General features: G+C 38.8%; 21 protein-coding genes. 5 read left to right on the top strand and 16 right to left on the bottom strand.

The window, feature by feature from the left end; genetic code table 11:
* Window positions 1-109 precede the first annotated feature (109 nt).
* The 10 genes from RGB74_RS04295 to pyrH all read right to left on the bottom strand — a co-directional run bounded on the left by RGB74_RS04295 (window position 110) and on the right by pyrH (window position 13144).
* Entirely contained in the window at window positions 110-1894 is a 1785-nt protein-coding gene (locus RGB74_RS04295; RefSeq protein WP_310761762.1) for an acyl-CoA dehydrogenase family protein, read from the bottom strand.
* A gap of 19 nt (window positions 1895-1913) precedes the next feature.
* Window positions 1914-3092 carry an acetyl-CoA C-acetyltransferase gene (locus tag RGB74_RS04290; protein WP_310762789.1) on the bottom strand — a complete coding sequence of 393 codons (1179 nt, stop codon included), beginning with the start codon at window positions 3090-3092 and terminating at the stop codon, window positions 1914-1916.
* Window positions 3093-3111: 19 nt separating this feature from the next.
* Entirely contained in the window at window positions 3112-5508 is a 2397-nt protein-coding gene (locus RGB74_RS04285) for a 3-hydroxyacyl-CoA dehydrogenase/enoyl-CoA hydratase family protein (RefSeq protein WP_310761761.1), read from the bottom strand.
* Window positions 5509-5966: 458 nt separating this feature from the next.
* Window positions 5967-6884 carry a proline dehydrogenase gene (locus RGB74_RS04280; RefSeq protein WP_310761760.1) on the bottom strand — a complete coding sequence of 306 codons (918 nt, stop codon included), beginning with the start codon at window positions 6882-6884 and terminating at the stop codon, window positions 5967-5969.
* 183 nt (window positions 6885-7067) lie between these two features.
* Window positions 7068-7319, bottom strand: a complete 252-nt coding sequence (locus tag RGB74_RS04275; protein ID WP_310761759.1) for a DUF2573 family protein — start codon at window positions 7317-7319, stop codon at window positions 7068-7070.
* Between the two features lie 104 nt (window positions 7320-7423).
* Entirely contained in the window at window positions 7424-8512 is a 1089-nt protein-coding gene (locus tag RGB74_RS04270; protein ID WP_310761758.1) for a copper resistance D family protein, read from the bottom strand.
* Window positions 8513-8668: 156 nt separating this feature from the next.
* A complete protein-coding gene (locus RGB74_RS04265; RefSeq protein ID WP_310761757.1) occupies window positions 8669-9541 on the bottom strand; it encodes a hypothetical protein in 873 nt (290 codons plus the stop codon).
* A 151-nt stretch (window positions 9542-9692) separates the two neighbouring features.
* Complete coding sequence (locus tag RGB74_RS04260) at window positions 9693-10793, bottom strand: Ger(x)C family spore germination protein (protein WP_310761756.1); 1101 nt, start codon at window positions 10791-10793, stop codon at window positions 9693-9695.
* Window positions 10793-12316 carry a spore germination protein gene (locus RGB74_RS04255; RefSeq protein WP_310761755.1) on the bottom strand — a complete coding sequence of 508 codons (1524 nt, stop codon included), beginning with the start codon at window positions 12314-12316 and terminating at the stop codon, window positions 10793-10795. The genes RGB74_RS04260 and RGB74_RS04255 overlap by 1 nt, the downstream gene beginning before the upstream one ends.
* A 93-nt stretch (window positions 12317-12409) precedes the next feature.
* Window positions 12410-13144: a UMP kinase gene (gene pyrH, locus RGB74_RS04250; RefSeq protein ID WP_310761754.1), complete on the bottom strand. Its 735-nt coding sequence runs from the start codon at window positions 13142-13144 to the stop codon at window positions 12410-12412.
* Between the two features lie 363 nt (window positions 13145-13507).
* Between pyrH and RGB74_RS04245 the strand changes: the two genes are divergently transcribed.
* From RGB74_RS04245 to RGB74_RS04230, 4 genes are all read left to right on the top strand, one after another.
* Window positions 13508-14290: a hypothetical protein gene (locus RGB74_RS04245; RefSeq protein WP_310761753.1), complete on the top strand. Its 783-nt coding sequence runs from the start codon at window positions 13508-13510 to the stop codon at window positions 14288-14290.
* Between the two features lie 73 nt (window positions 14291-14363).
* On the top strand, window positions 14364-14522 hold the full coding sequence (locus RGB74_RS04240) for a hypothetical protein (protein ID WP_310761752.1): 159 nt from the start codon (window positions 14364-14366) through the stop codon (window positions 14520-14522).
* Complete coding sequence (locus RGB74_RS04235; RefSeq protein ID WP_310761751.1) at window positions 14515-15873, top strand: arsenic transporter; 1359 nt, start codon at window positions 14515-14517, stop codon at window positions 15871-15873. Before RGB74_RS04240 ends, RGB74_RS04235 begins: the two co-directional genes overlap by 8 nt.
* A 12-nt stretch (window positions 15874-15885) precedes the next feature.
* Complete coding sequence (locus RGB74_RS04230; RefSeq protein WP_310761749.1) at window positions 15886-16560, top strand: DUF2642 domain-containing protein; 675 nt, start codon at window positions 15886-15888, stop codon at window positions 16558-16560.
* Between the two features lie 119 nt (window positions 16561-16679).
* Here the strand turns inward: RGB74_RS04230 and RGB74_RS04225 are convergent, their stop codons facing one another.
* The 6 genes from RGB74_RS04225 to RGB74_RS04200 form a co-directional block, all read right to left on the bottom strand.
* Window positions 16680-17408 carry a ZIP family metal transporter gene (locus RGB74_RS04225; RefSeq protein WP_310762788.1) on the bottom strand — a complete coding sequence of 243 codons (729 nt, stop codon included), beginning with the start codon at window positions 17406-17408 and terminating at the stop codon, window positions 16680-16682.
* A gap of 309 nt (window positions 17409-17717) precedes the next feature.
* Window positions 17718-19472, bottom strand: coding sequence for a mechanosensitive ion channel (locus tag RGB74_RS04220; protein ID WP_310761748.1), 1755 nt, complete (start codon window positions 19470-19472; stop codon window positions 17718-17720).
* Between the two features lie 235 nt (window positions 19473-19707).
* A complete protein-coding gene (locus RGB74_RS04215) occupies window positions 19708-20286 on the bottom strand; it encodes a superoxide dismutase family protein (RefSeq protein ID WP_310761747.1) in 579 nt (192 codons plus the stop codon).
* A gap of 120 nt (window positions 20287-20406) precedes the next feature.
* Window positions 20407-21099, bottom strand: a complete 693-nt coding sequence (locus RGB74_RS04210; protein ID WP_310761746.1) for a Type 1 glutamine amidotransferase-like domain-containing protein — start codon at window positions 21097-21099, stop codon at window positions 20407-20409.
* Between the two features lie 656 nt (window positions 21100-21755).
* Entirely contained in the window at window positions 21756-23075 is a 1320-nt protein-coding gene (locus RGB74_RS04205; RefSeq protein ID WP_310761745.1) for an ABC transporter permease, read from the bottom strand.
* A complete protein-coding gene (locus RGB74_RS04200) occupies window positions 23059-23763 on the bottom strand; it encodes an ABC transporter ATP-binding protein (RefSeq protein WP_310761744.1) in 705 nt (234 codons plus the stop codon). The genes RGB74_RS04205 and RGB74_RS04200 overlap by 17 nt, the downstream gene beginning before the upstream one ends.
* A 270-nt stretch (window positions 23764-24033) precedes the next feature.
* On the opposite strand from RGB74_RS04200, the gene RGB74_RS04195 reads away from it, so the two are divergent.
* A complete protein-coding gene (locus RGB74_RS04195; RefSeq protein ID WP_310761743.1) occupies window positions 24034-25677 on the top strand; it encodes a M20/M25/M40 family metallo-hydrolase in 1644 nt (547 codons plus the stop codon).
* Window positions 25678-25696: the final 19 nt, after the last annotated feature.

The following is a 25696-nucleotide window of genomic DNA, read 5'->3' as shown; positions in this document are numbered from 1 at the left end:
GCCTTTATATGTGCTTTTTAATCAAAGATGATTGCAAAAAAAGGCCCTCTTACAAATGCAAGAGGGAAAGATAGAATTTTGAAGGTTAGCGTAAAATAATTGAATTAATTTAAACGGTGTAGCGTTCTTCTTCCAGAAGTACAGCGGCGATCTCCCGCTTCTTCTTAATAACATTAACTGGCGTGTAGCGTGTCAGTTTTTTTAATGCAGAAAGCATCATACGCAGCATATCGCCTTCCTCCGCAGCGATAATCGTTTCCTTCGCATGTGCTTCAATGCGATTAAATGCTTCCTGACAATAAACTTCAGTGTAAAGTAGTTTCTGCTTTGCCTTTTCCAAACCTGATTTTCCGATTGCCTTTTCTGTACGCAATAGTACAGATTCCATATTGTAAAGCTCGCTGATGATATCAGCCAGGTTTGATAACACTTCTTGCTCAGCTTCAAGCTTTGGACCAAACTTTTGAACAGCGAGTCCTGCTGTCATTAAGAAAATCTTTTTCGCCATCGATACGAGGTACTTTTCTTGCTCAAGCGCCTCAGTACCTACTTCAACAGGCATAAGCATCATCAATTCCTGCTGAAGCGCCGTTGCTTTTTGAATAAGCGGCAACTCATTTTTCATTGCTTTTTTTACAAGTGTACCCGGAACAAGCAAGCGGTTGATCTCATTTGTTCCTTCAAAAATACGATTGATACGGGAATCGCGATATGCTCCTTCAATTTCATATTCTGACATAAAGCCATATCCGCCATGAATTTGAACACCTTCATCCACTACATAATCCAGCGTTTCAGAAGCAAATACTTTATTCAATGAACATTCAATCGCATATTCTGCAATGGCTTTCGCAATTTCAGGGCCGTCGTTCTGCTTTTCTTCCGATAATGCACCAAGACGATTTTCAAACAATCCAACTGTTCTGTACACAGAGCTTTCAGATGCATACGTTTGAACCGACATGTTAGCCAATTTTTCCTGTATCAAACTAAAAGAACTGATCGGACGCTTGAACTGCTTACGCTCGTTTGCATACTTTACGGATACTTCTAAAGCACGTTTCGATGCCCCTACACAACCTAGTGCGAGCTTATAACGGCCAATGTTTAAAATATTGAACGCGATTAAGTGACCTTTTCCCGCTTCCCAAAGCAGGTTTTCTTTCGGAACAGCAACATCTTCTAAAATGAGGGTGCGTGTTGATGAACTTTTAATCCCCATTTTCTTTTCTTCCGGACCTGTGGAAACACCAGGGAACTCTCTTTCTACGATAAAAGCAGAAAATTGTTCGCCGTCAATTTTTGCATAGACGATAAATACATCAGCGAAAGCGGAGTTCGTGATCCACTGTTTTTCGCCATTCAGCAAATAATGAGTGCCTTCAGCATTTAGTTTCGCTGTCGTTTTCGCACCGAGTGCATCAGACCCAGATCCTGGTTCAGTTAACGCATATGCTGCTATCTTTTCCCCTGTTGCGAGAACAGGCAAATACTTTTTCTTTTGTTCTTCGTTCCCAAAAAGTACAATCGGCAATGAACCGATTCCAACGTGAGCTCCATAGCTGATTGAAAAACCGCGTCCACGGGCAAATTTTTCCGTAATTAAGGATGATGAAATTTTATCTAAGCCAAGACCGCCGTATACTTCAGGTACATCAGCCCCAAGCAATCCCAGTTCTCCCGCTTTCGTCAAAAGTTTGCGGGATACTTCGAAGTCGTGATCTTCCATCTTTTCAAGCTGCGGAACCACTTCTTTCACGACAAAATCTTCAGTCGTCTTCGCAATCATATTGTGCTCTTCTGAAAAATCCTCAGGGGTAAAAATATCTTCAGCAGTTAGATCCTCAATAAGAAAACTTCCGCCGATTACTGCTCTTTCCATCGTATTAGACATTCTCTATTCCTCCTTATTATTAACCTACGAGTTCAAATACTCCCGCTGCACCCATTCCGCCGCCGATACACATTGTTACAATTCCGAACTGTTCGTTTCTGCGTTTCATTTCGTGAAGCAATGTCAGAGTTAACTTTGTTCCAGAACAGCCAAGCGGGTGCCCAAGTGCGATGGCACCACCGTTCACGTTCACTTTATCTTCAGGAAGATTCAGTTCACGAATGACTTGAACAGACTGTGAAGCAAAAGCTTCGTTCAGTTCGAAAAGTCCGATATCAGAAAGTTCAAGTCCTGCCATCTTCAACGCTTTTGGTATCGCCGCAACAGGACCTATACCCATAATGTCAGGTGCCACACCAGCAACGGCAAACGAACGGAATTTCAATAAAGGCTTCAAACCTTCTGCTTCCGCTTTATCTCGGCTCATGAGAAGAACAGATGCTGCTCCGTCACTTGTTTGAGAGGAGTTTCCTGCAGTAACAGATCCAGTTGGTGTAAATGCCGGACGCAATTTTCCGAGCACATCTACCGTCGTACCAGGGCGAACTCCTTCATCAACGGAAACGGCTATTTCTTTTTCAACTAATTTGGATTGCTCATCAAGCCAGCGCTTCATAACATGGACTGGAACAATTTCATCATTAAACTTTCCGTCTTTAATGGCATTCGCTGCTTTTTGATGGCTTCTTACTGCGAACTCGTCTTGATCTTGTCTGGAAATCCCGAAACGTCTCGCCACTTCTTCAGCGGTATGACCCATTCCCATATAATATTGAGGAACCGTTTCAACGAGATATGGGTTTGGTTTTACGACATGCCCCACAACCGGAACAAGACTCATGGATTCTGCACCGCCGGCAATAATCGCATCCGCCTGACCGAGCATGATTTTTTCCGCACCATATGCGATACTTTGCAGGCCTGAGGAACAAAACCTGTTGATCGTAATAGCCGGTACCGTTTCAGGCAAACCTGCACGAGCACCTATTAAACGGGCCATGTTCATTCCTTGTTCCGCTTCCGGCACCGCACATCCGATTATCAAGTCATCGATCTCACCGTCATATCCGCCTGCGCGTTTTAACGTTTCTTGTATGGTCAACGCCGCTAATTCATCCGGTCTCATATGTGCAAAAGATCCTTTTTTGGCTTTTCCAACAGGTGTTCTGGCACCTGCTACTATGACTGCATCTTTTATCATTCTTTTCTTCCCCCCTTTAGTTTCTTAGCGGCTTGCCTTTTACAAGCATATGCTGCATTCTAGCCTGACTCTTTGGTTCTCCGGCAAGACTTAAGAATGCTTCTCTTTCCAGGTCTAATAAGTATTGTTCATCGACAAATGTTCCTTCTGGCACTCTTCCTCCTGCGAGAACGAACGCTAGTTTTTTAGCAATTTTTAAATCATGTTCTGAAATGTAATGGCTAAAATGCATCGACTGTGCGCCAAGTGCCAATGTTGCATAACCCGCTTCACCGACTACAGGTATTTTCTTTCTTGCCGGCGGCTTATAGCCTAAGTTTGAAAGAGACAGTACTTGACTCTTCGCATCATGTATTAAGTGATCCAAATTAGCAGATATGTTATCTTCATTTCGTAAAAATCCTAATTTCGCTGCTTCTTGTGCAGAAGTTGAAACTTTAGCCATAGCGATTGTTTCAAAAGCTTGATTTGCAACGTCTTGCAGATTCCCTTTAGCCCCTTCCGGCAGCTGTTCAAGTAGTCTAATGTATAGCTCTTTGTTTCCTCCGCCCCCTGGAATGAGCCCTACTCCCGTTTCAACGAGCCCCATATAGGTTTCAGATGCCATTTGCAGCTTTGCCGCTGGTAAAGAAATCTCCACTCCTCCACCTAATGTCATGCCGAAGTTTGCAGCTACAACTGGCTTTGTGCTGTAACGAACTCTTGCCATCGCTTGCTGGAATTGACGAACCATCATGTCCAGTTCGAAAAAGTTATCATCCTGTGCTTCCATTAAGATGAGCATTAAGTTCGCACCAACACAGAAGTTCTTTCCTTGGTTGCCGATTACAAGTCCTTTATAGTTCTTTTCTACTTCATCAATCGCTTGGTGAAGCATCATGATGATTTCGGGACCGATCGCATTGTTTGGTGATGTAAATTCAAACCCTGCTACATCATCACCTAAATCTAGTAATGTTGCTCCGCCGTTTTTTGCTATCACATTGCCTTTTTCTTTTAAGCGGCTCAAGTGAATCACTTTTTTGTTCTCTTCGATCGGCAGGTAAGTTCCGTTATGGTAATATGAACGGTCGCCTTCTGTTTTTGTATAGAAGGATGTTTTTTCCGATTGCAGCATTTCTTCAATCCAGCTTGGAATCGTCTCGTCTTCTGACCTCATTCGTTCAACAGACTCTTTTAGACCGATTGCATCCCAAATCTCGAAAGGTCCATGCTCCCAGCCGAATCCCCATTTCATCGCCTGATCGACAGATAATAAGTCATCCGCAATCTCGTAGCATTTTTCAGCAGAATACAAAAGTACGGGTTTAATAATGTCCCATAATAGTTTGCCAGCACGGTCTTCACTGTATAAAAGCGCTTTCACTTTTTGCCCAGTTGTTTTCATTTGCTTGGCAGCTTCCATAGTTGCCGTTTTCATTTTTGAGCGTGGTTTGTATTCAAGCGTTGATGGATCCAGCTCGAGGATCTCGCTTCCCGCTTTACTTCTTTGTTTTAAATAGAAGCCTTGACCAGCTTTACTTCCCGTCCAGCCTTTTTCAACCATTTCGTTCAGGAAATCCGGAATCTCGAAAACTTCTTTTTCTTTTCCATCTACTTGGTCATATACGTTGCGCGCTACATGCAGGAACGTATCTAAACCAACCACATCGAGTGTACGGAATGTTGCAGATTTTGGTCTTCCGATAAGAGGACCTGTTACGGAATCGACTTCACCGACTGAAACACCGTGTTTCAACATTTCTTGCATCGTTACCATTAGTCCGTATGTGCCGATACGGTTCGCGATAAAGTTAGGCGTATCTTTTGCTTCAACAACACCTTTACCTAGAACGTTTTCCGCGAATGTACGGATATACTGAACCACCTCAGGATTTGTATCTTTTGTTGGGATGATTTCAAGAAGCTTTAAATACCTTGGCGGATTAAAAAAGTGCGTACCTAAGAAATTTGCTTTGAAATCTTCTGAACGGCCTTCAGCCATCGCATTGATGGAAATTCCCGAAGTATTTGAAGTGACGATGCTGCCCGGCTTCCTATATTGATCAACTGTTTCAAAAAGATTTTTCTTAACGTCTAGCCTCTCTACAACCACTTCTATAATCCAGTCAACCTCTTTTAGTTTTTCTAAATCGTCAGATAAGTTACCAATTGTTATTAGGTCTAAATTTTCTTTCACCGCTAAAGGAGCAGGTTTTTGTTTTAAAAGTTTCTTCGCTGCTGCAATCGTGAATTTGTTACGAAATTCGGGATGATCTTCCGTGATTCCTTTCGCTTTTTCTTCTTCATTTAGAGTAGGTGGTACGATATCCAATAACAATGTTGGAATTCCGACATTTGCAAGGTGTGCTGCGATACCAGAGCCCATTACACCAGAACCTAGTACGGCAGCTTTTCGGATTTCACGAGACAAAATAGACTTCCCCCTTTTATTGAATGAATACTCATTCATTTTTCGACTATAAAAAAATTGCCTGTAATTAATATAAAATATATTCTGAATTTTAGCAATAGTTGTGTATTATTTCTTGTGATTTCTTTAAAATCCATCGGTGGGGTCTGACCCGGGTCTGTCCCCATGCCTTTTTTTGTCGAAAATTCGATATTTCATCCGTAACGTGGATTTAATGAAATTAAGGTGGAAATATTTCGATTTTCGTCGATATTTGGCTCGTTAACGTCGATATATTGGACAATAACGTGAATATAATAAAAAATCTCAGCTTCAACTGGCTTGTTCAGCTAGGATTAAACAACAATTTTGAATCAAAATTCATATTTATTTGTAAATAGCTCACTAAATAAAAAAAACTGGCTCAAAAGTGATAAATTTATCACTTTTTAAGCCAGTTCTATTTATAAGAATAAAAATTACTTTCCGAATACACCTTTTAGAACGAACATTACGTTTGCAGGGCGCTCAGCAAGTCTTCTCATGAAGTAGCCGTACCAGTCATTTCCGTATGGTACATAAATGCGCATTTTATATCCTTCTTGCAGCAATTGTTCTTGTCTTTCCACACGAATTCCGTAAAGCATTTGGAATTCAAATTGGTCATAAGGAATGCTGTGTTTATCTACAAGTTCTTTTGTAAAACGTATAATTTCATCATCATGTGTTGCAACTGCTGTATAGTTGCCGTTTAACAAATGAGTTTCGATTAATTTTTCGAAGTTTTTATCTACATCGTTCTTTTCAGGATACGCAACTTTTGCAGGTTCTTTGTACGCTCCTTTTACAAGGCGAAGAAATGGCTGGTATTCATTAAGATGTTGTACGTCTTCTAATGAACGATACAAATACGCTTGGATAACCGTTGAAATGTTATCGTATTCTTTTTTTAGCTGCTTAAAAATTTCGATCGTTTTCCCGCAGCGTGAGTAGTCTTCCATATCAATTGTGATCATCACATTATGTTTCGTTGCTTCGTCCATGATTTTTCTCATGTTGCGCAATACAAGCTCGTCGCTAATATCTAGTCCCATTGAAGTCATCTTTAACGAAAGCTGGGAATCTAGCTTTTCTTTTGCGATCGCTTTTATAGCCTGGATGCAGTGATCAGTCATTTCGGCTGCTTCCTTTTCGTTATCTACAAATTCACCAAGATGGTCAATTGTAACAGGCATGCCTTTTTCATTTAATTTTTTTATAGCAGCTATTGAGCTTTCAAGCGTTGCTCCAGCCACGAAACGGCCTGCACCGAAACGAAGTCCATACTTCTTTGCAAGGCGTGTTAACGTTTTGTTTTTTGCTAAAAATAAGAAAAAATCTCTCATTAGTTGTTCCAATCCAATTTCCCCCTACTGTAACTTCTTACTTTTATAGATTGGTTAAATCTCACTTCCATGTAACCGCTTTAAATATATCATCTTTTTCCCGAACTTTGTCGATTTTGCAAAATTTAAAATATTTACAGACAACAAAAGAAAAACAGTTTTCTACGTATTAGAAAACTGCCTTCTTATGTTCTGTTATTTTTGAGAAGAACGGTGTTTTTCGTTCAGCTCTTTTATTTCACTGACAAGATCTTTCATAGCCTCTTTCGCATCTGGATAGCTTTCATTCCAGTGCTTCACGAGAGGAGGCATACTTTTTGCAATAGAAGAATACAAAACATATGCTCTTATTTTCTCCACTTGCTCTGGTTCAGAACTTCCTATTAAAAGCTCGGCATATTTCGTTAACAAACCATCGAGCTGAGTTTCTAATTTTTCATTTGCCATTTTTTGCTCCCCCTTTTTATTTTTTGCTACTTGCTATTTGATTGTTATTTTTTATTGGAAAGCGAATATCAATAAGCGAAAAACAACCTCTACGAAAAGAGCTTTTATTGTAAGGAAAGAGTTGACATTACGGTTAAATAAAGGGCACAAGCTGCTAGCAGTGAGATGACAGCAACAAAAATCATACTAACATTTTTCTTAATCCCAATAAAAATTGCAGTGAACAGTAAAACAGCTGAAAGTAACCAGCCAGCACTTTTCAATGTAAAATCAAAGAAAAGTATAGGGTTGCCTCCGGGAACAAGGCCTGTAATGAAAGTAAACAGTTTTGATGGATTCTCCATTTTTATGGTTTCTGCAACATCGTGCGGAGGTGTCTGTTGACTCATGACCGCAGTTGCCACAAACACAGCGAAAAGAATAATCCCTTCCACTCTGATCCATTTTATCGGTTGAAACGCACCGGATTCTTCTTTCAATTTTCTTTTCATCCACACGCCGTTTATTAAACTGTAAAAAACAATGACAACTAGCAAAACATGTTTGATTAACAAGACTTGTCCGTAGTCTAACATATAACTGTTCACATATTCAGGCACTATGTATGACATCAGCCATAGTCCAGCACCGATCACTGTCAGCAAACACACAAATGCAAGCGGTGTAAACCATTTGTAAAAAGAGGACACCGGTGACTTTCCACTACTGAAAAAGCCTGTTGCGAGCAACACACCTGACCATATTGTAACCGCTAAAAAATGCAGGGTGTGCGGGATAAGACCAATTGAGCTTAATGATGCCGCGTGACTGGAATATCCAATAGAAACGGCCATCCCGGTAACTAAAACAAGCGACAAAATCGAAAAAAAACGTTCATTCTCAACATCATTAAAAGAGACCATAAAAAACAGCAATACAGAAATTCCAGTTAAAAACAGCCAACCTTTTCCTGCTTCAAACGTTAAAACGATATTCTGAAAGGTTGTCCAATATCCAAAATCGCTTCCTAGATAAAGGGTTAGTCTTATGATTTCTCCGATACCAGCTATTGGGATGAGTGCGATAAATAATAGCAGCCACTTTTTAGATAATTTAATTTCTGGCCGCATTGCTTTAGGAACCGTATAAAGAATTAATGCTCCGATAAGAAGCGCAAAACTTAAATATAAAATCGCCTTAGCTATAATAAACATAAACAAACAATCTCCTTCACATAATCTATGTCCATTGTAACAGGGAAAGGTGAAAGTAAGAAAAATTAAGTTGACAATATCAAGAAAATCGATGGAAAATTTATCATTTGATAAATAGAAAAAGCCGACCCTTTTAATGAGTCAGCTTAATAAATGTTAACGATTATTACGCTTTACTACTTTGGATAAAAACTTTACGCCATCTTCATAACTGAATTTTTTAGCAGCCCGTCTGAATTCTTTTAAACCTTTTCGAGTCACATTAAAATACGGATCTATTAGACCTTCTTCTTTTAAATGATTCGCTGTTTCAATCGTAATAGAATGCTGAATTTCTCTCATTTTATGATTGAACTGTTCCAATGTAGCATTCAGAACAAATTCTTTCCCTAAAAGCTGAACTACATCTTTTGCAGTTGCAGTCTCTACTGAATGTTCATCCTGTGCGTTTTCGTATGCATCATCTGTTTCTGAAACATCTTCTTCAATGTGTTCTGCTGCTGGTTCTAATAACAAGGAGATGCGTGCAATTTCTTGTTTAGCAAACATTAATTCTTTTTCTTTTTGAAGTAAATAGTCAATATAATCACGTTTGTCGTCTTCATGCAGATCTTCATTAATCAATCGGCTGATGATCTCGTTTTGTACTTGTTTCATTCGTTTTATCTGCTGTTCTTGCGTTATCATTGAACGTTCTAACTCTTCTTTCTCTTCATCGCTCAATGACACTTCTTTTTCCTCGACAAATTCTGTTTCTTCTTCGGTATGCTCTTTTTGTTTTTTAGAAAACGCAGGTACGAGTGATTTGCTCGCTGCTCCAAAGGCTTGGAGAGCTTCATTAAATTTCATGTAAAACATACTGCAAATTCCAATCGTAAATACTGCTAAAATAAATGCTAGCATATCAGAAAAGTGGAACGTAAATTTAGTCACAGCAATTTTAAACATGAATACCATTGAAAATAGACTGATTAAAATGATTTTAAACCATTGATTGCGGAGTTTAATTTTCTCATCTGTTGTTCTCAAAATAGGTGCCCCCTTTAAACTCGTTATTCAATACATCCTCGAAAAAAGGAATAACCATATATTTATTCGCTGTTTTTGTCATTTTTTGTCCGGTCAATGTAAAAAAAGACAGCTCTTCCAAATATCATTGAAAGCACTGCCCTATTATAAACTATTCAATTACTCCTGATTCAACAATATCGATATTTGTTGATACCTTAATCTTTAATTTTCGGTAGTTTTTTTCAAAGTCTTTAAAGTTCCAGTATTTCTCTCTTCTTCTTACTTGATCGCCCAAACCTAACGGATCAATATGCAATTGTTGAAACTTTTTCATCATTTCTTTTGATTGTTTATCCACATCTTTTTTGAATGTATCTTCGATTAATTTTATATTCGCAGGCAATTCGAGGTTTAGCCATGGTGGATATTCATGGATTTCACCTAATATCTTGATATCAATATGAAACTCAGGAATACCGTTAACTTTTTTCACATGATAATTTGTCGTCCCTTTAATATTTCGGATTACAGCATAACCTTTATTCTTTCCTTTTTTAAGATTAATTTCATATTGCCCTGTTCTGGATCCGTCGATCAATACTTTAAAAATAAAAGACTCGCGATGATTGAGCTTGCCTACATACTTATCACCTCGGAACAATGCAATTCCATCTAATTGTATTGTATCTTTTCCAGCCTTAACAAGCGGTAAGAATGGATCTAATCCTTCACCGTAATAATCATACAAAAAAACATGCAAATTAGTTTCTGGCAAGTTTTCGGTCTTAATATTTTGTTCGATTAAATCTCGTAAATACATCGCTGGAATCGGTGATGATCCATATTTTTTCGTTAATATTTCTTTTGAGCTGCCCTCTGCCACAACCATATAAAGCCGGTTTCCGACGCTTGGATTTCGATAAAGAGAATTAACGATATCCAACACTCCATCTTGGGCAAACCTATCATTAAAAACAACAACTCGCAGTTGCCCGTTCTTCAATTGTTTCGGAGATTTTGTATTCAGTTTTGAAAAAATAAAACGGCTTGTATGAGAAACAGCTGAAAAAGATTCAAAGTCTATCGTCCCATCTGGATTATAGATGGGATAGGTTGCTGTCCCTCTAATTTCATTATTTTCTTCTTTATCATATCCTACTGCATTTATCAGCTGGATTTCGTCGACGATTTCCAATGGGACACAGCCTTGCAAAATAAAAAGAATAATGGGTATGAACAATAATAATATTTTTACGTATATCCTTTTCATTATTCATCAATATCCTTTTTTAATCTTGTTTCTTTCAGCTTTTTGGGCGATGGAAGGCTAGTTTTTAAACCATTGGGCCGTTTTAACTCCCGATTATACGGAAACCTAAATATAGAATCGGTCATATCTAATATTCGAGGTGGATAAATTGGCGTTAAATAAGGTCTTCCTAATGATTCTAATCGGAGCAAATGAACCAAAACAAAAGATAGTGCAAGGATAATTCCAACTCCTCCCCACAATGCGGCAAAGAAAATAAAAGGAAAGCGTAAAATCCGTATCGTATTCGCCATTTTATAAACCGGTGTTGTAAAAGAAGCAAGTGCTGATAACGCTACGACGATCAATAAGATATTACTCGTCAGCCCGGCTGCAACCGATGCCTGTCCAATTACAATACCGCCTACAATACCAAGTGTTTGTCCTACTTTTGTTGGTAACCGGGCACCTGCCTCACGAAGAAGCTCGATCGTTAATTCCAAAAACATCACCTCTAATACCGGGGGAAAAGGGATGTTCGCCCGGGATGAAATTAAAGGTGCAAGCAGATCTTTCGGAATCATTTGATAATGAAAAGTTAAGACAGCCACGTAGATTGGTGTCGCAAACGTTGAAAAAATGACTGAAATAAACCGGATAAAACGAAACAATGATCCTAATACCCATGACAAGTAATAATCTTCAGGCGAAGAAAAATATTCAGTTATACTCGTCGGACCTAATAACGCTTGTGGAGAGCCTTCTGATAGAATAGCAATCTGGCCATAGTTCAGCATGGCTACTACCCTGTCTGGTCTTTCGGTTGACACCAGCTGCGGGAATACCGATTTTGAGTTGTCTGATATGATTTGTTCTAGCAAGGAGCTATCTGATATTACTTCAAATTCTATATCTTTAATTCTTTGAGTAACTGTGTTGATGTTTTCCTGATCTGCTACATCTTGTATATAAGCAATGATAATACGTGTTTTCGAGTATTTTCCGATAACAATTTCCTTAAATACCAGTTGAGGTACAGGCAGCCTTCTTCTTATTAGATATAAATTGCTGTCTAAGTTTTCAATAAATGCCTCTTTCGGTCCGATAACCGAGAACTCAATCTCTGAAACCGAGACAGGTCGGTTTGTCGCAAAATTTTCCGCACGGATAATCGCACATTCTTCATCATATTCATTGAATTGAATGACGATAAATCCTCTTAAAAGTTTATTCTGTATTTCCTTAATATCATTAGTAATCGTTACACTTTCAATCGGTAATATATCTTTTAAGTCTTTTAGTGACTTAAATTCTTTACTGTGAATGATGTAAGGCAAAATATCACGATGGAGTAACTCACCATCTATCATGGCTTTGTAATAAGAAATGAATACATTGTGATAGACCGTTTTTTGAGGATAATGAATAAAATCAGCTGAATCCTTCGCATGATCAATCAATTCCACTATAGAATTGTACGTGTTATCGGATAAATCCACTGTCGGGGTTTGCTTTTTAGGTTTCTTTTTAAGCCAGTTCATCATGATTTTCACCACCTCTATTCTTTCTTTAATATGAGGTTAGGTATGGCAAAATATACAAAAAAGCATTCCGGATCTTTTCCGGAATGCTTCCCCTTAAACAAGTGCCGTTTCAATATTATGACTAATAAACGTCCCTATATCTTCCCCATTGCAGATTTTATAAAATGCTCCTTCTTGATTAAAATCAAACAAATGAATCGGCAGACCATGATCTCTCGCTAGAATAAGCGCCGATTGATCCATAACTTTTAAATTATTTCGTATCGCCTCATCATAATGGAGAGTTGCATACTTCCGAGCTTCTTTAAAATGGTTTGGATCACTGTCGTAAACCCCATCTACACCTTGTTTTGCACATAAAATCGCGTCACAATTCATCTCGAGAGCCCTTTGTACAGCCGGATAGTCAGTCGTTACGTAGGGCTGGCCATTACCTCCTGCAAAAATAACAACATAGCCTTTGTTCAAATGGTGCACTGCCCGCAATCTGATATATGGTTCAGCTACAGCACTTATTGGCACTGAACTCATGACTCTGACTTCCTTGTTTAATTTACTTTTAAGTACACCTCTTAGCATCAAACTGTTAATGACGGTGCCAAGTGTACCGATCTGATCCGCTTCAACTCTTTCGATACCCCAATACTCAGCTAAATTCCCTCTGAAAATATTGCCTCCTCCAACAACAATCGCTACTTCAATACCTTGAGCAATCACTTTCGAGACTTCTTTAGCAATATGATTTAGAGAAAGATGGTCAAATCCTGTGCCTTGATTTCCTGCCATAGCCCCGCCGCTTAATTTTATTAGTACCCGTCTATAACGCATCCTTTTTCCTCCCTATCGTAAAGAAAACTTGGCGACTCAAATGTAAAAAAAAAGAACAAATGACAATGAATAGCCATCTGTTCTTCCAAAATAAAGACGATTATGTAAGTTTGATTGAAATGTTTCATAAACAAACCGTTTTCCCATCATAATCGCCTCCCGATTTTTACTTTTCAAACTATTATATACATAGAAAAGCTCTCGGGTGAACTAAAAGTTACGTTTCATAAACTTAAAGGAGAGAAAAAAATCCACGTTTGACCATTTTATAAAATTTAGACTCGTTGCCTATGCCTCTTCACTAGCATGATACATATAATGCATGGACAAGAGTAGTCAAAATCATCATCAGGAGGAAATATTTTGAAGAGAAATAAATCAAAAAATACTCTCTCATTTGGAGAGTTAAAAAACTTACTGGGTCAAACGATCAGGGTAAATGTAGGAGGTCCAGAATCTCGAGTAGGCAGATTAGTCTGCGTAGGCCAAGACTTCATCGCAATTGAAACAAACGATGGAAAAGGCAAAGGTAAAGGCAAAGGCAAAGGAAGAGGAAATGATAAAGAAATCATTTTTTATCAGCTGGTCCACGTAAAAGCCATTGTCATTGAAGCCGATCATATTTGCTGCTGGAATAATCCTAAGAAAGTCTCAAGAGATACGTTCTGCGATGTGTTGAGGCACTTTATCAACCACAAGGTAAAAGTTAATCGTTCTGGTCCAGAAAGCGTAGAAGGCGTTCTTGTAGCAGTAAACTGCAACACGATTGAAGTAATTAGAGGAGATGAAGTGATTTTTATCTCAATCTTCCATATTAAGAGCTTCAGCCAAGTTGGCGGATGTCATGAAGAAAGCAGCAGCCACTGTAAGAAGGAATCTTCTAGCAAGGATAAGAAAAAAGAATCTTCTCACCGCAAAAAAGATAAATCTTGCCACGAATCATCATCAAGTAATCCAAAATGTGAGTCAAGTCACAAGAAAGAATCTTCTTGTCATAAGCACGAGTCATCATCTTCTTCTTCATCTTCATCTTCTTCATCTGAGCATTGGAAAAAACAGAAGAAAAAGAAAAAGAAAGAAAAATGGAACGAAGAAGTTCCAGGTAGTTTGTCTGACCTGGATCAAAAAGGCTGGTTCAAACTGTAATAAGAAAGTAATGTCCTGTTTTTTCTAAAAAACAGGACATTACATGCTTTGTTACAGGCAAGGAGGTAAAAGATTGTTTTTTACGTTATTCATGATTTCACAAGGGTTTCTACTTTATTTGATCATAAAACCAGATGAGCCTCAACGCCAACCAAGCATACAAACTCCAGATCAATATATTTACATCCCATCTGTCCCTGTGCTGCAAAAAGAGGCAAATCCTAATGCATGATCTTCAAATTATACTCACAATAACGATTTTCGCACTGACGATTTTCTTCATTGTATGGAATCCATGGCGCCTAAACGAAACTATTCCCACAAGTATAGGCGCCTTTTTATTTGTTTTTTTAGGAATTGTACAAGTTTCTGACTTATTCAATATTTTCCATATGGTCAGTGGCGCTGCTATTACCATATTATCCACGATCGTAATGTCCATCGTGTTAGAAAGCATCGGTTTTTTCAATTTTGTGGCTTATAATCTTGTAAAACGGACAAAGAACTCTGGTGTAATTCTTTTTCTATATATCAATCTATTGTGCTATTTGATGACATTATTTTTTAACAATGACGGAAGTATCCTCATAACAACACCAATTATCATCAAAACACTGAATATGCTCCAATTAAAACCACATCAAAAAATAGCATTTTTACTTCCGGGAGCCATTACTGCTACTGCTTCAAGTGCACCAATCGCCATAAGTAACATTGCAAATCTAATAGCACTAAAAATTGTTGGGCTCGATATTAACAGTTACGTCACGCTCATGTTCGTACCGGCTATGATTGGTATTATCGTAATCGTTACACTTCTGTTCCTGTATTTCAAAAAAGCCATTCCAAAGAAATTGCCGCCAGCATATTTCACCGAAATGAACTATCAAAAATCCTCCCGGGTTATTCCACATCCATTATCCGTCCAAAAACGTTTAAAAGTAGATTGGTGGATGTTTAAAGTCTGTATCATCATTGTGATCGTAACAAGATTAACATTCTTTATCTTGGCACCGTTTGGCATTCCTATGGAATGGGTCGCCATTGTCGGTGCAGTCACCTTAATTTTCGTTCGCTGGTATAGAACACAAGTCGGTGTTCTTGATGTGATCAAGAACACACCTTGGCATATTTTGCTTTTTGCTTTTAGTATGTATGTTCTGATTTTCGGATTACAAAATATCGGGCTTACTTCTTTAATCGTGAAGTATTTAACTGATTTTATTCATTTTGGAAATATGGCTGCTATTGTTACGATGGGTACTTTGCTGACGGTCATGTCGAATATATTCAATAATCTGCCTGCCATTATGGTTGGAACGCTAACACTTACAGAGATGAATTTAGATCCTCATCTGTTGCAAGTTTCGTATTTAGCTACGATTTTAGGCAGCGATATCGGTGCACTATTAACACCGATTGGAACATTAGCCACCATGCTATGGATATACATTCTAAGAGAGAATGGAGTTCCAATCAGCTGGAAAACTTATTTTAAAGCAACCATTTTTGTAATTCCGATTGGATTAATCATCAGTTTAATAAGCTTATATTTTTGGACACAATGGATATTCCAGTCTTAAGGAGGATAGTTTTTGAGTATTTTTAATCAATTAATAGGAAAGACAGTCAAGCTTTCCGTCAGCGGTAATAAAGGAAGTAAAGCGATTACAGGCATGCTCATTGATTATGGTTCTGATATTGTTGTGCTGTTTAATGGTGAAAGATATATATATTTGCCTAAACTACACATTCAATCTATCAATCATTGTTATGATATTGAGATGGAGATTAGCAGACCGGACAGTATACCGATTGCTTCCGATGAAGAAACCTTATCTCTAAGAAAAGTCTTAATGAATGCAAAGGGCTTGTTTTCAGAGATATTTATCACAAGCAATCTATCCATTCATGGCTATATCACAAATATTTTGAATGATTATTTCATTTTTTACTCGCCTGTTTACAAAATGATGCTGATTCCACTGCACCACTTAAAATGGCTCACCCCCTATGAAGACAGTGAACGGCCCTATGACCTCTCGAATGAGGAATTGCCACTGCTTCCCTTTCATGTTCCAATGGCGAGAACTTTCACAGAACAGTGCAAAAAATATGAAGGAAAGCTTGTCATCTTTGATCTAGGCAAAGATTCAAATCGAATCGGTAAACTAGTTAAAATTGAAAACAATCAAATTCAATTGACAGTCGGCAGAAATGAAACCGTTTTTATTAATGTACAGCATATAAAAACGATTCATCTGCCCTAGTAAGTAAGATAAAAACCCAAAAGATACCGAGGTATCTTTTGGGTTTTTTGTTCTCTATAAAGAAGGGGTCTGACCCGGGTCTGTCCCGGGACAGACCCCTCTTTTTTTGCTTTACCCATTTAAGAAAAATGAGTAAGCACTAATGAGCTTAATAAGCCCAATGAAGTAATCAATCCTACGGCTGCGCCTGCATCCTCATGTGCCTCTGGCAGCATGGTTGAGGAAACCATTGCCATGATTCCTCCACCTGCAAATGCGCCAATCATGGAAAGAAAAGAATCAGAAGCCTGTTCTAAAAACAGAAAACCGAGTGCTGCTGCTATCGTTGATAAAATAAAGACAGCAATCCACATTCCTATAATCTTTTGTTTTGAGAAGCCTTCTTTTAATAAACCAATTGAACTTGATAGACCTTCCGGAAAATTGCTTAAAAAGATGGCAATAACCAGCAGCCAGCTTACCTCACTTTGGTCGATTAAGCTCGCTCCAATTAAAATGGATTCTGGTATTGCGTCTAATAGTGTACCGAAGAATATAGCGACTCCTGCACTTTTTGTTTTTTTTGAGGTCGATTTTTTTCTTTCGTGCCCGCCTTTTTTAGCGAGGATTGCGTTAATGATAGTAAACACGGCCGCACCTAGTATAAACCCTGTCGATGTTACTTTTAAGTCACTTTGCTTAACTGCTTCTAATAAAAGTTCAAAAGATACAGCACCAATCAATATCCCTGTACCAAAAGCCATAATCCAAGCCGTCCATTTTCTTGGAATCCGGAAGGCGATCCCTGTAAATGATCCGAGCAGTACAGCAGATCCGGCTATTCCTCCCCATAAGGCAGCTTGCAGCATCATTCATAATCCTCTCCTGTTTTTTATCACCTTTTCCTTGATTAATTCTTTCTATACATCGAGAAAGATAAACAGAAAAAAGAATAATGGACTTGTTCAAAGCCCATTATTCTTTTTCTTATTTTTTTGCTCTGTTAATTGATAGTGTTGATAATCCCTGGAAGTCAGAAAATCCATTCCCTTTCCGCGGACGAACCGCCAAGCCTTCTCGTCGTACCTCCTGCGGGGTCTCGGCAGCCCGCTTTTCCGATGGAGTGTCGCAGATTTTTTTTGCCATTTCAACAGCGATGTTTAACAGAGCCTATTTTTTTAATAATCGTTTCGTTTAGGATCATCTTGATCATTTATGCCAAACTCTTCGCTTGGTTTATTAAGATGATTAAATTGTCGGTCACGAGCAATCGTATGTGGTTTGTCTAAATCAAGATCAGATGTTGATTCTTTAGAACTTTGTTCCTTCGAACGCCCCGTACTGAAGTCCGCTAGTTTTGTTTTATCCTTCCATTCAGCGGGATCAGGGCTCTGAATCGTCGTCTGTTCCATTCTTCTGCTCAATTTATTCAGTGTTCGTGCAGCTGTTTCTCTGCCGCCTAGTCCAAAGGCTAGACCGAAAGCAATTGTAAACCCGCCTAATACTAAGATGAACGCAGCATTTACAATTGTTTTTGCAACACCTAACTGATCAAGTGCCATGAAGAAAGCTAACGTAATAATTGTATATTTTGCGATATTGCCTAATAGTTTGCTTTCTGTTTCTTGTTTTACCATGCTCATTACAACACGTTTTACTAGATCCCCTGCGTAAAATCCAATCCCTAAAATCAGAACAGCAGTTAACACCATCGGGATATATGCTAGAACGACTGTTAATATACTTACTAAACTTTCAAGATTCACGAGGTGTAATGCTTCAATCGTAAACAACAGAACTACAACAACTTGAGCTGCGTAACCAATTATTTCTGAAATGGTTAGGGTTTGGCTGCTCTTATGAAGAGAACCGAGTCCCATTTTATAAAAAATACCGTTAAACCCAATACGTTCTAATAATGAAGTAACTGCATGCTTTACCCATTTTCCGACCCATAATCCTGCTGCAACAAGGATAATCGCAACGATAATGTTCGGAATCATATCCATAATACGGCCCAGCATTCCTACAGCAGGCCCTGAAATCCCATGTATGTCTAATGTTTCAAGAGCCGAAATCACAACCGGTATTAGGATGAACACATAAACAATTGTACCGATTAATTGTGAAAGCGATGTCTTATCAAGCGCTCTTTCCGCACCTAATTTTGAAGCAAGTCGATCTGTTCCAATACTCTGCAAGAAGTTTACGAGAATCTCTTTTACAATCTTCGCCACAAGCCATCCTACAAATAGAATAATAGCTGCGCCAAGAAGTTTCGGGATAAAGGCAAAGAATCCATTTAGCATCCCTTCAAGTGGCTTAGAGATTGCGTCGATGCCTAATGCCGAAAGAACAGCAGGCAAGAAAAGTAATAGCGTCAGATAAAATACTGCTTTTGCAGCAGATTGAACTGCTTTATCAGCATGAACTTGATTACTCGTTAATCTAAAACGATACAACAAGCTTTGAAAGCCCTTATTACGTCCTACTTTTCTGATCAACATAGCTAGTACTGATGCGATCAGCCAAGCTACAGCTGCAATAAGTACAGCTTTTAAAATATTTGGAATTGCAGCAGCGATAACTCCCAGTGCATTTGAAAGGGGCTGTGCAACATAAGGAAGACTAAGCATATTCAAGAACATTACAATGGCAACAGCCATTAAGATCCAGAACACCACTTTACTTACGATCTCTTCCGGTGAATATTTAGTGGATCTCTGTTCGATCCTGTCTTGGTCTGTATCTGGTCTCATCCATCGTGCTATCTTATTGTCAAAGTCAGTTTTATGAAGTGCACTTTTTACCGCTTTTGCAACTAGCGAGGCGATTAGCCACCCAATTAAGAGGACAAGAATTGCGAGTAATAAATCAGGTAATCTACCGAGGTATGCCATCCAAGAATCTGTTACTGTGTTGTAATCGTACATTTTCTTCCTCCTTTTTAATACGTAATATAAATGATGTCTCATTTGGGTACTTTCCCACTGAAAGTTTTGTTTAAACTACAAGATAGGTTTTTTGTTCGAGGATATATTTTACAACTTGGTAAGATTACTGCTGCAAACAGCTTTCGCATATAAAACGGCGGGCTTTATAAGCAGGTAAGTGAAATAAAAAAAGCTGGCTAAAATGTCATAGATTGACATCGCGCCAGCGTCTTTTTTATTTCTTAATAACTCCACAGAGTACTCTGTCTCCAGAATTCCCTGCAGGATCTGTTTTGTAATCATCTTCTTGATCGTGTATCACAAGTGCGGTACCGCCGTTGTTGTAAAGTGAATTCGACTTACCTGCTTCAAGCGTTACCATTGCAGAGATTACTTCTCCATGTATGACACCGCTTTTGTTGGCTGTTATATTCTCAATATCGCCGACATGTGGCCCTTTTGGATTTAAAAAACCATGCTGTTTATTCGTTACGTTAAAATGACTTCCAGAAGATTTAAAATCCGGAGGGGTACATATGGCTTTTTCATGAAAATGTATGCCGTGTTTCCCCGGTTTTACACCAGTGGCGTTCACTCCAATTTTAACCCCATCAGCTGTTTGAGTTAACGTGGCTTCCCCAGCTTTGTCGCCATTCGTATTGATTAAATTTACAACAACAGTTCCTGTTCTAGCTTTGCTAGATGCAGCTTTTGATTCCTTCATTTCATGATCTTTATGCTTGCTCTTGTTTCCGCAAGCCGAAAGAGCTAACGCAAGCAAAATGATAAATATAATGTGCAGCCACTTTTTCAAAAATAAAACCTCCTGATGATTTGATGGTATATTCTCCGCCCAATCATCGGGAGTTTAAACCTCTTTTTGAAGAAAACTTGTCTGAGGGTAGGGTCATTTCTTCTGCAAAAGTTCAACCAATTATTTTAAAAATTGAGTATCCAGCATGCTTTCAACAACTTTCCCTTCAACCAAATGGACATAGTAGGCTTTCGCATTTTCGCTGGAACTTACCGATTTCAATAATTTTCCGTCGATAAAATGCAGTGCTGCACCATCATCTGCAGCAAATCCAGCTTTTAACCCTTCTTTAATCAGTTTCTGATATGCTGGTCTTCGCTCTTCTTCCCCATCATAATGAGGACAATGACTTCCGGGCAGCCATCCTAAACATTCAATGCCACGCAGAGGTCCAAATGAATCCGTTACCCCTTCTTCAAACCAGCAAAGAGAGCCTGCGCTTAATCCCGCTAAAATTTTTCCGTCTTCATACGCTTCTTTTAATAACGAATCTAGCTCCCATTCTCTCCACAACGCAAGGAGGTTCTTTGTATTGCCTCCACCTACGTAAAAGATATCCTGTTTCTTAATGAACTCTTCCAAATGAAGTGGCGGTGAGAACAACGAGATATGGTTTGGTGTACAGTGTTCATTTTCGAACGCTTTATAAAATCGATCAATATAGTCCTTTGAGTCACCACTTGCTGTTGGTATAAAGCAAATATGCGGTTTTTCAGCACGACTTTGTGAAAGGATATAGCGATCGAGCCTTTTATTTTCGGGTTCCATCGAAAAGCCGCCCCCGCCCATGGCGATGATTTGTTTCTGATTCATTATTGCGACACCCCTTTTACAAAACAATTCGATTTGTATCAGTTGCTTTCCTGTTTGGATTTTGGTAAAGAGGCTTGGTGCCAAAGTAATGTATACCTTAGGACTAGCCTCTCGGCGGGAATATACGGGTGTGTCTTTTCAAGACGGACATTAAATTTTTATAGATAAATTTTTGTTTGAAGAAACTCCGTTTTTGTTTGAAAGACTCTTATTTTTGTTTGATAGATATCCATTTTTGTTTGATAAGCTCTTATTTTTGCTTGATAGATATCCATTTTGTTTAATTTAGGTTTTCATAACCTGATTGTGTTTTTCTCACGAAGAAAATCAGGTTCTACCGTTTGTGAAAGGATGTTTTGCATACAGTTTTTCAACTTAAATCCAGATTTTTCATTATATCGTTCAACCGAGCAAAAATTTTCACACGTGAGTACCAACGAGCAAATCTTGCCCCAAAACTTCGAGTTGCGACGAGTAACCGCAGGAGCACAGTAGTTGACGCAGAGATTCGATGCTTATCAACCTTCCATAAAAGTTAATTCAGAAGCAAGAAGGTCAAGGAAACAACGGGTCGAGGACACGGATCGTATTCTTCATACGTGAGTACCACAGACCCTAAGTTGACGCAGAGATTCGATGCTTATCAATTAACTTATTTACACGTCTCTGCGAAGAGCCATTAATACATCAACAGTTGTCGCCTTAGCTGCTGGTCTCCAGCCGGACAGCAGTGTGACTCCCATACAGATCGTAACGGATATTACTGTTAAACTCCATGGAATGTAAGAAAGCATGAATCCTTCAGGTGCTGTTTCGTGCATGAACTGTTCAATAATAATCGGGAATACGAAGTTTACACTGTAACTTATGATATAAGCCAAGATCGTACCGAGGGCAACTCCCCACAAACCGATATAACCGCTTTCCAAAAGAAAGATTCTTTTAATTGTTTTTGGGGTCGCTCCGATTGCTTTCATAATTCCAATGTCTTGTGAGCGCTCGGTTACTGCCATTGTCATCGTATTAAAAATACCGATCGAGGCGATTAAAACAGCAATAGCACCAATCAAGATTAGCCCTGCTTTAAAGAGCGTGAAGTAAACGTTCATCTCCTTTAATTCTTTGATAATGGAATACGTTTGGTAATCCATTTTTTCAATTTTATCTGTGACTTCTTTCACATCTTCTGCTGTTGATGTATAAACTTTTACCTCATCATAAGACTTAACTTCCTCGGCTGATCCGGATTCTGCTCCCTCTGTGCCTAATAGGGAGATAACTTCATTGTGCAGATCATCAGTAATAAAAACTGTGTTATCGCTTACCCATTCTTTTGTCGGTTTTTTGCCGATCCCGACTACTTTAACTACAAGTGTCTTTTCAGGAGTTGATGACTTCGTTTCGCTGTCCTGGCTCTTCAAATGATAAGTAAGTGTTTGGTTTAAAATATCTCCTTTATAGGAGTACTCTTTTAGCTTTTTTTGAGTTTCTTTCTCACTAAGACCCTTCGCAAAATCTTTAGGTGGAGTCTTTTTTAATTCCTGCGCAAACTGATAACCAACAACGACTTCATTTTTACTTGCAGGCATTCTTCCTTCAGCTAGTTCGAATCCTGCTTTCTTTTCTGAAGGCATATGTGCACTCATGACACTTGTCATGATTTGATAGTCTTCAATTGATAGACGGTCGGCCGGGGTATATTTTTTGCGCGTAACAGCTTTAACATCTTTAATTTTCTCAAGCTTTTTAACATCATTTTCATTCATCTGTCCATCTTCTTTATTAACCGTAATTTCGTTAACCATTCTAAACTCCATGACACTGTCAATTGCTGATTTATGTACAGCAAATCCGACTGAGGCGAGCATAATTAGAAAGGCACAGCCGATTGTGGAAGCTATAATCGTCATCCATACACGGGTTTTATTTTTCTTCATATTGCTTCTTACAAATCGATGTTTATCTTTGAACTTCATGAAGTTTTCTCCCTTCTTGTAAGTAACCATCAACGATTTCTACTTTTCGATGTGCGATCGAAGCCACTTCATGATCATGAGTGATCATTAAAAAAGTAATTCCGTATTTTCTATTCAGCTCTTTTATAAACGCTAAAAGTTCTTTTTCATTTTCTGAATCCAGACTGCCTGTTGGTTCATCTGCCAAAATTAAAGGAGGGTTCAAAATAAGCGCTCGCGCAATACTGACACGCTGCTGCTGTCCGCCTGAAAGTTCTCCTGGGTAATGAGTTTGATAAGATTCCAGTCCAACGCGCTTTAGCATCTCGATCGTTCTTTCTTTTCGTTCTTTTTCTCCTATTCCTTGTAAGACAAGTGGAAATTCAACATTTTCAAATGCTGTCATGGAAGGGATTAATTGAAAACTCTGAAAGATGAAGCCTAGGTGATTCAGGCGAAACTCTGCCCACTTCGATTCTGAAAGCCCGCTTACTTTCGTGCCATCTATTTGAATAGAACCGACCTCCGGCTGAATAAATCCAGAAATCAAGTTTAATAGGGTCGATTTTCCAGAGCCGCTTCTTCCTACGACTGCAACAATTTCGCCTTGTGCAACATGCAGGTTTATATCGTGAAGCACAGGGACAATATTTTCTTTTCCTTTTTTCCCTATCTTAAAGGCATAAGATAAATTTTTTACAGAAATCATGTGAACACCCCTTTATGTATTAATTGTACTAATTAATATAATACACTTATATCACGCATTCTTCATGACTGTCAATACATTCCATTACATTTAAAAAACTGTCTTCTAAAATGCGCTGTGGACTCTCACTGCCCACCCCGCGGATAGCAACATCCTGAAGTACAAATCTACCAAATAGCAGGATATTTACGAAAAGAGCCATCTTTAAAAAGAGGAATTAACGGGAAAGAATCGTATAGTATCAAAAGCGGACAACTAGGAGGGATACATATGTTTAAATGGCAAACCAAAGAGGGTTATACAAATCTAGTAAAAGACCTCGTTTCCATCCCAAGTATCACACACCAAAATGGTGAAATGCTGATGGCTGAGCATCTTTATCACATCCTCTCATCACTGGATTATTTCACGGAGCACCCTGAGCATGTACGGCATCATCCAACTCCTGACGGGAGGAAGCTTGTTACAGCATTTGTGCAGAATGATCCTTCTGTTAAAGAGACTATTATTCTGTTAAGCCACTTTGATGTTGTACCTGTAGAAGACTTTGGAGAGTGGAAGCACTTAGCATTCCGACCCGATGAATTAACCGAAAAAATAAATGCCAATATAGATTTACTGCACCCTTTCGTGCAAGAAGATATTAAAAACGGAGAGTGGCTGTTCGGCCGCGGTACCATGGATATGAAAGCCGGAGTAGCTCTTCATTTATCAATGATTGAAAAAGCAGCAACAGGACATTTTAAGGGCAATGTTCTCATGATCTCTGTTCCCGATGAAGAAGTTCATTCAGCAGGAATGCTTGCCGGGGTCAGTGTTTTAAGACAGTTGCAGGAAGAGTACGGTATTCATTACATTACGTGCTTAAATGGAGAGCCTAGCTTTACCAAATACCCTGGTGACACCTCTCACTATATGTATACCGGCTCAACCGGAAAGATTTTACCTGGCTTTTTATGTTTCGGTAAAGAGACACATGTTGGCGAGCCTTTTGCAGGCTTGAACGCAAATGCTATGGTCGCCGAGATTACACAAGAGTTAGAATGGAATATCAATTATTGTGAGAAGTTTGGTGATGAAGCAACTCCAGTCCCTACTAATCTCATCCAAAAAGATTTAAAAGACCATTACTCGGTTCAAATTCCACATGCAGCTGTAACTCTATTTAACATTATGATGTTTAACAGACCTTTAGCTGAAATTACCGATATGCTTTTTAAAAGTGCACAGCAGGCGGCAAATCGCTTAGAAGACCACCTTTATAAAAGGAGTCAGTCATTCTCTAAAATAGTTCCGTTCACACCGAAAAAAGAGAAAATCAATGTCATTACGTTTAATGAGCTTTATGAACATGCGGTAGAAAAGTACGGACAAGAAGAACTCGACCGGCGTGAAAACATGCTGCAGTCCAGCAATCCGAATGCGGATGAAAGGGAACTTACGATTCAATATGTCTATGAGCTGGCAAGCATCTGTAAGGATTTAGCACCCATGACGGTTCTGTTCTACACGCCGCCATTTTATCCTGCTGTTTGTTCGAGTGACCACCCTTTGATTCAAATGACAACAGATCAAGTGATCGACCATACTAAGAATCATTTTAAAAACAATGTAAATCAAGTTCATTATTTTAGCGGTCTTTCCGATTTAAGCTATGTATGTTTTAAAGGGGAAGCTCAAGACCTATCTTCTTTTACAGCCAATTTCCCTTTGCTGGGATCACGCTATCATGTCCCGTTCGAAGATATGAGAGCGCTTGATGTTCCTGTATTAAACATTGGTCCCATGGGAAAGGACGCACATCAATGGACAGAACGTCTTGAAATAAACCGTACAATAGAAGAAACACACCCGCTTATCATTTTTGCGATGGAATCTTTATTTGAAAACTATAAAAAGCTGGCTCAAGAATAATGAGCCAGCTTTTTTTCAC

The sequence above is a fragment of the Bacillus sp. NEB1478 genome, assembly GCF_031582965.1.
GTDB lineage: Bacteria > Bacillota > Bacilli > Bacillales > Fictibacillaceae > Fictibacillus.
This window is presented reverse-complemented; position numbering and strand designations above follow the sequence as displayed.

Bases quoted from the DNA above. Each gene is read 5' to 3' on its own strand.
- RGB74_RS04295 (WP_310761762.1), bottom strand. From the start codon at position 1,894: ATGTCTAATACGATGGAAAGAGCAGTAATCGGCGGAAGTTTTCTTATT.
- RGB74_RS04275 (WP_310761759.1), bottom strand. From the start codon at position 7,319: ATGGCAAATGAAAAATTAGAAACTCAGCTCGATGGTTTGTTAACGAAA.
- RGB74_RS04270 (WP_310761758.1), bottom strand. From the start codon at position 8,512: ATGTTTATTATAGCTAAGGCGATTTTATATTTAAGTTTTGCGCTTCTT.
- RGB74_RS04260 (WP_310761756.1), bottom strand. From the start codon at position 10,793: ATGAAAAGGATATACGTAAAAATATTATTATTGTTCATACCCATTATT.
- RGB74_RS04255 (WP_310761755.1), bottom strand. From the start codon at position 12,316: ATGATGAACTGGCTTAAAAAGAAACCTAAAAAGCAAACCCCGACAGTG.
- pyrH (WP_310761754.1), bottom strand. From the start codon at position 13,144: ATGCGTTATAGACGGGTACTAATAAAATTAAGCGGCGGGGCTATGGCA.
- RGB74_RS04235 (WP_310761751.1), top strand. From the start codon at position 14,515: ATGCATGATCTTCAAATTATACTCACAATAACGATTTTCGCACTGACG.
- RGB74_RS04225 (WP_310762788.1), bottom strand. From the start codon at position 17,408: ATGCTGCAAGCTGCCTTATGGGGAGGAATAGCCGGATCTGCTGTACTG.
- RGB74_RS04220 (WP_310761748.1), bottom strand. From the start codon at position 19,472: ATGTACGATTACAACACAGTAACAGATTCTTGGATGGCATACCTCGGT.
- RGB74_RS04210 (WP_310761746.1), bottom strand. From the start codon at position 21,099: ATGAATCAGAAACAAATCATCGCCATGGGCGGGGGCGGCTTTTCGATG.
- RGB74_RS04205 (WP_310761745.1), bottom strand. From the start codon at position 23,075: ATGAAGTTCAAAGATAAACATCGATTTGTAAGAAGCAATATGAAGAAA.
- RGB74_RS04200 (WP_310761744.1), bottom strand. From the start codon at position 23,763: ATGATTTCTGTAAAAAATTTATCTTATGCCTTTAAGATAGGGAAAAAA.
- RGB74_RS04195 (WP_310761743.1), top strand. From the start codon at position 24,034: ATGTTTAAATGGCAAACCAAAGAGGGTTATACAAATCTAGTAAAAGAC.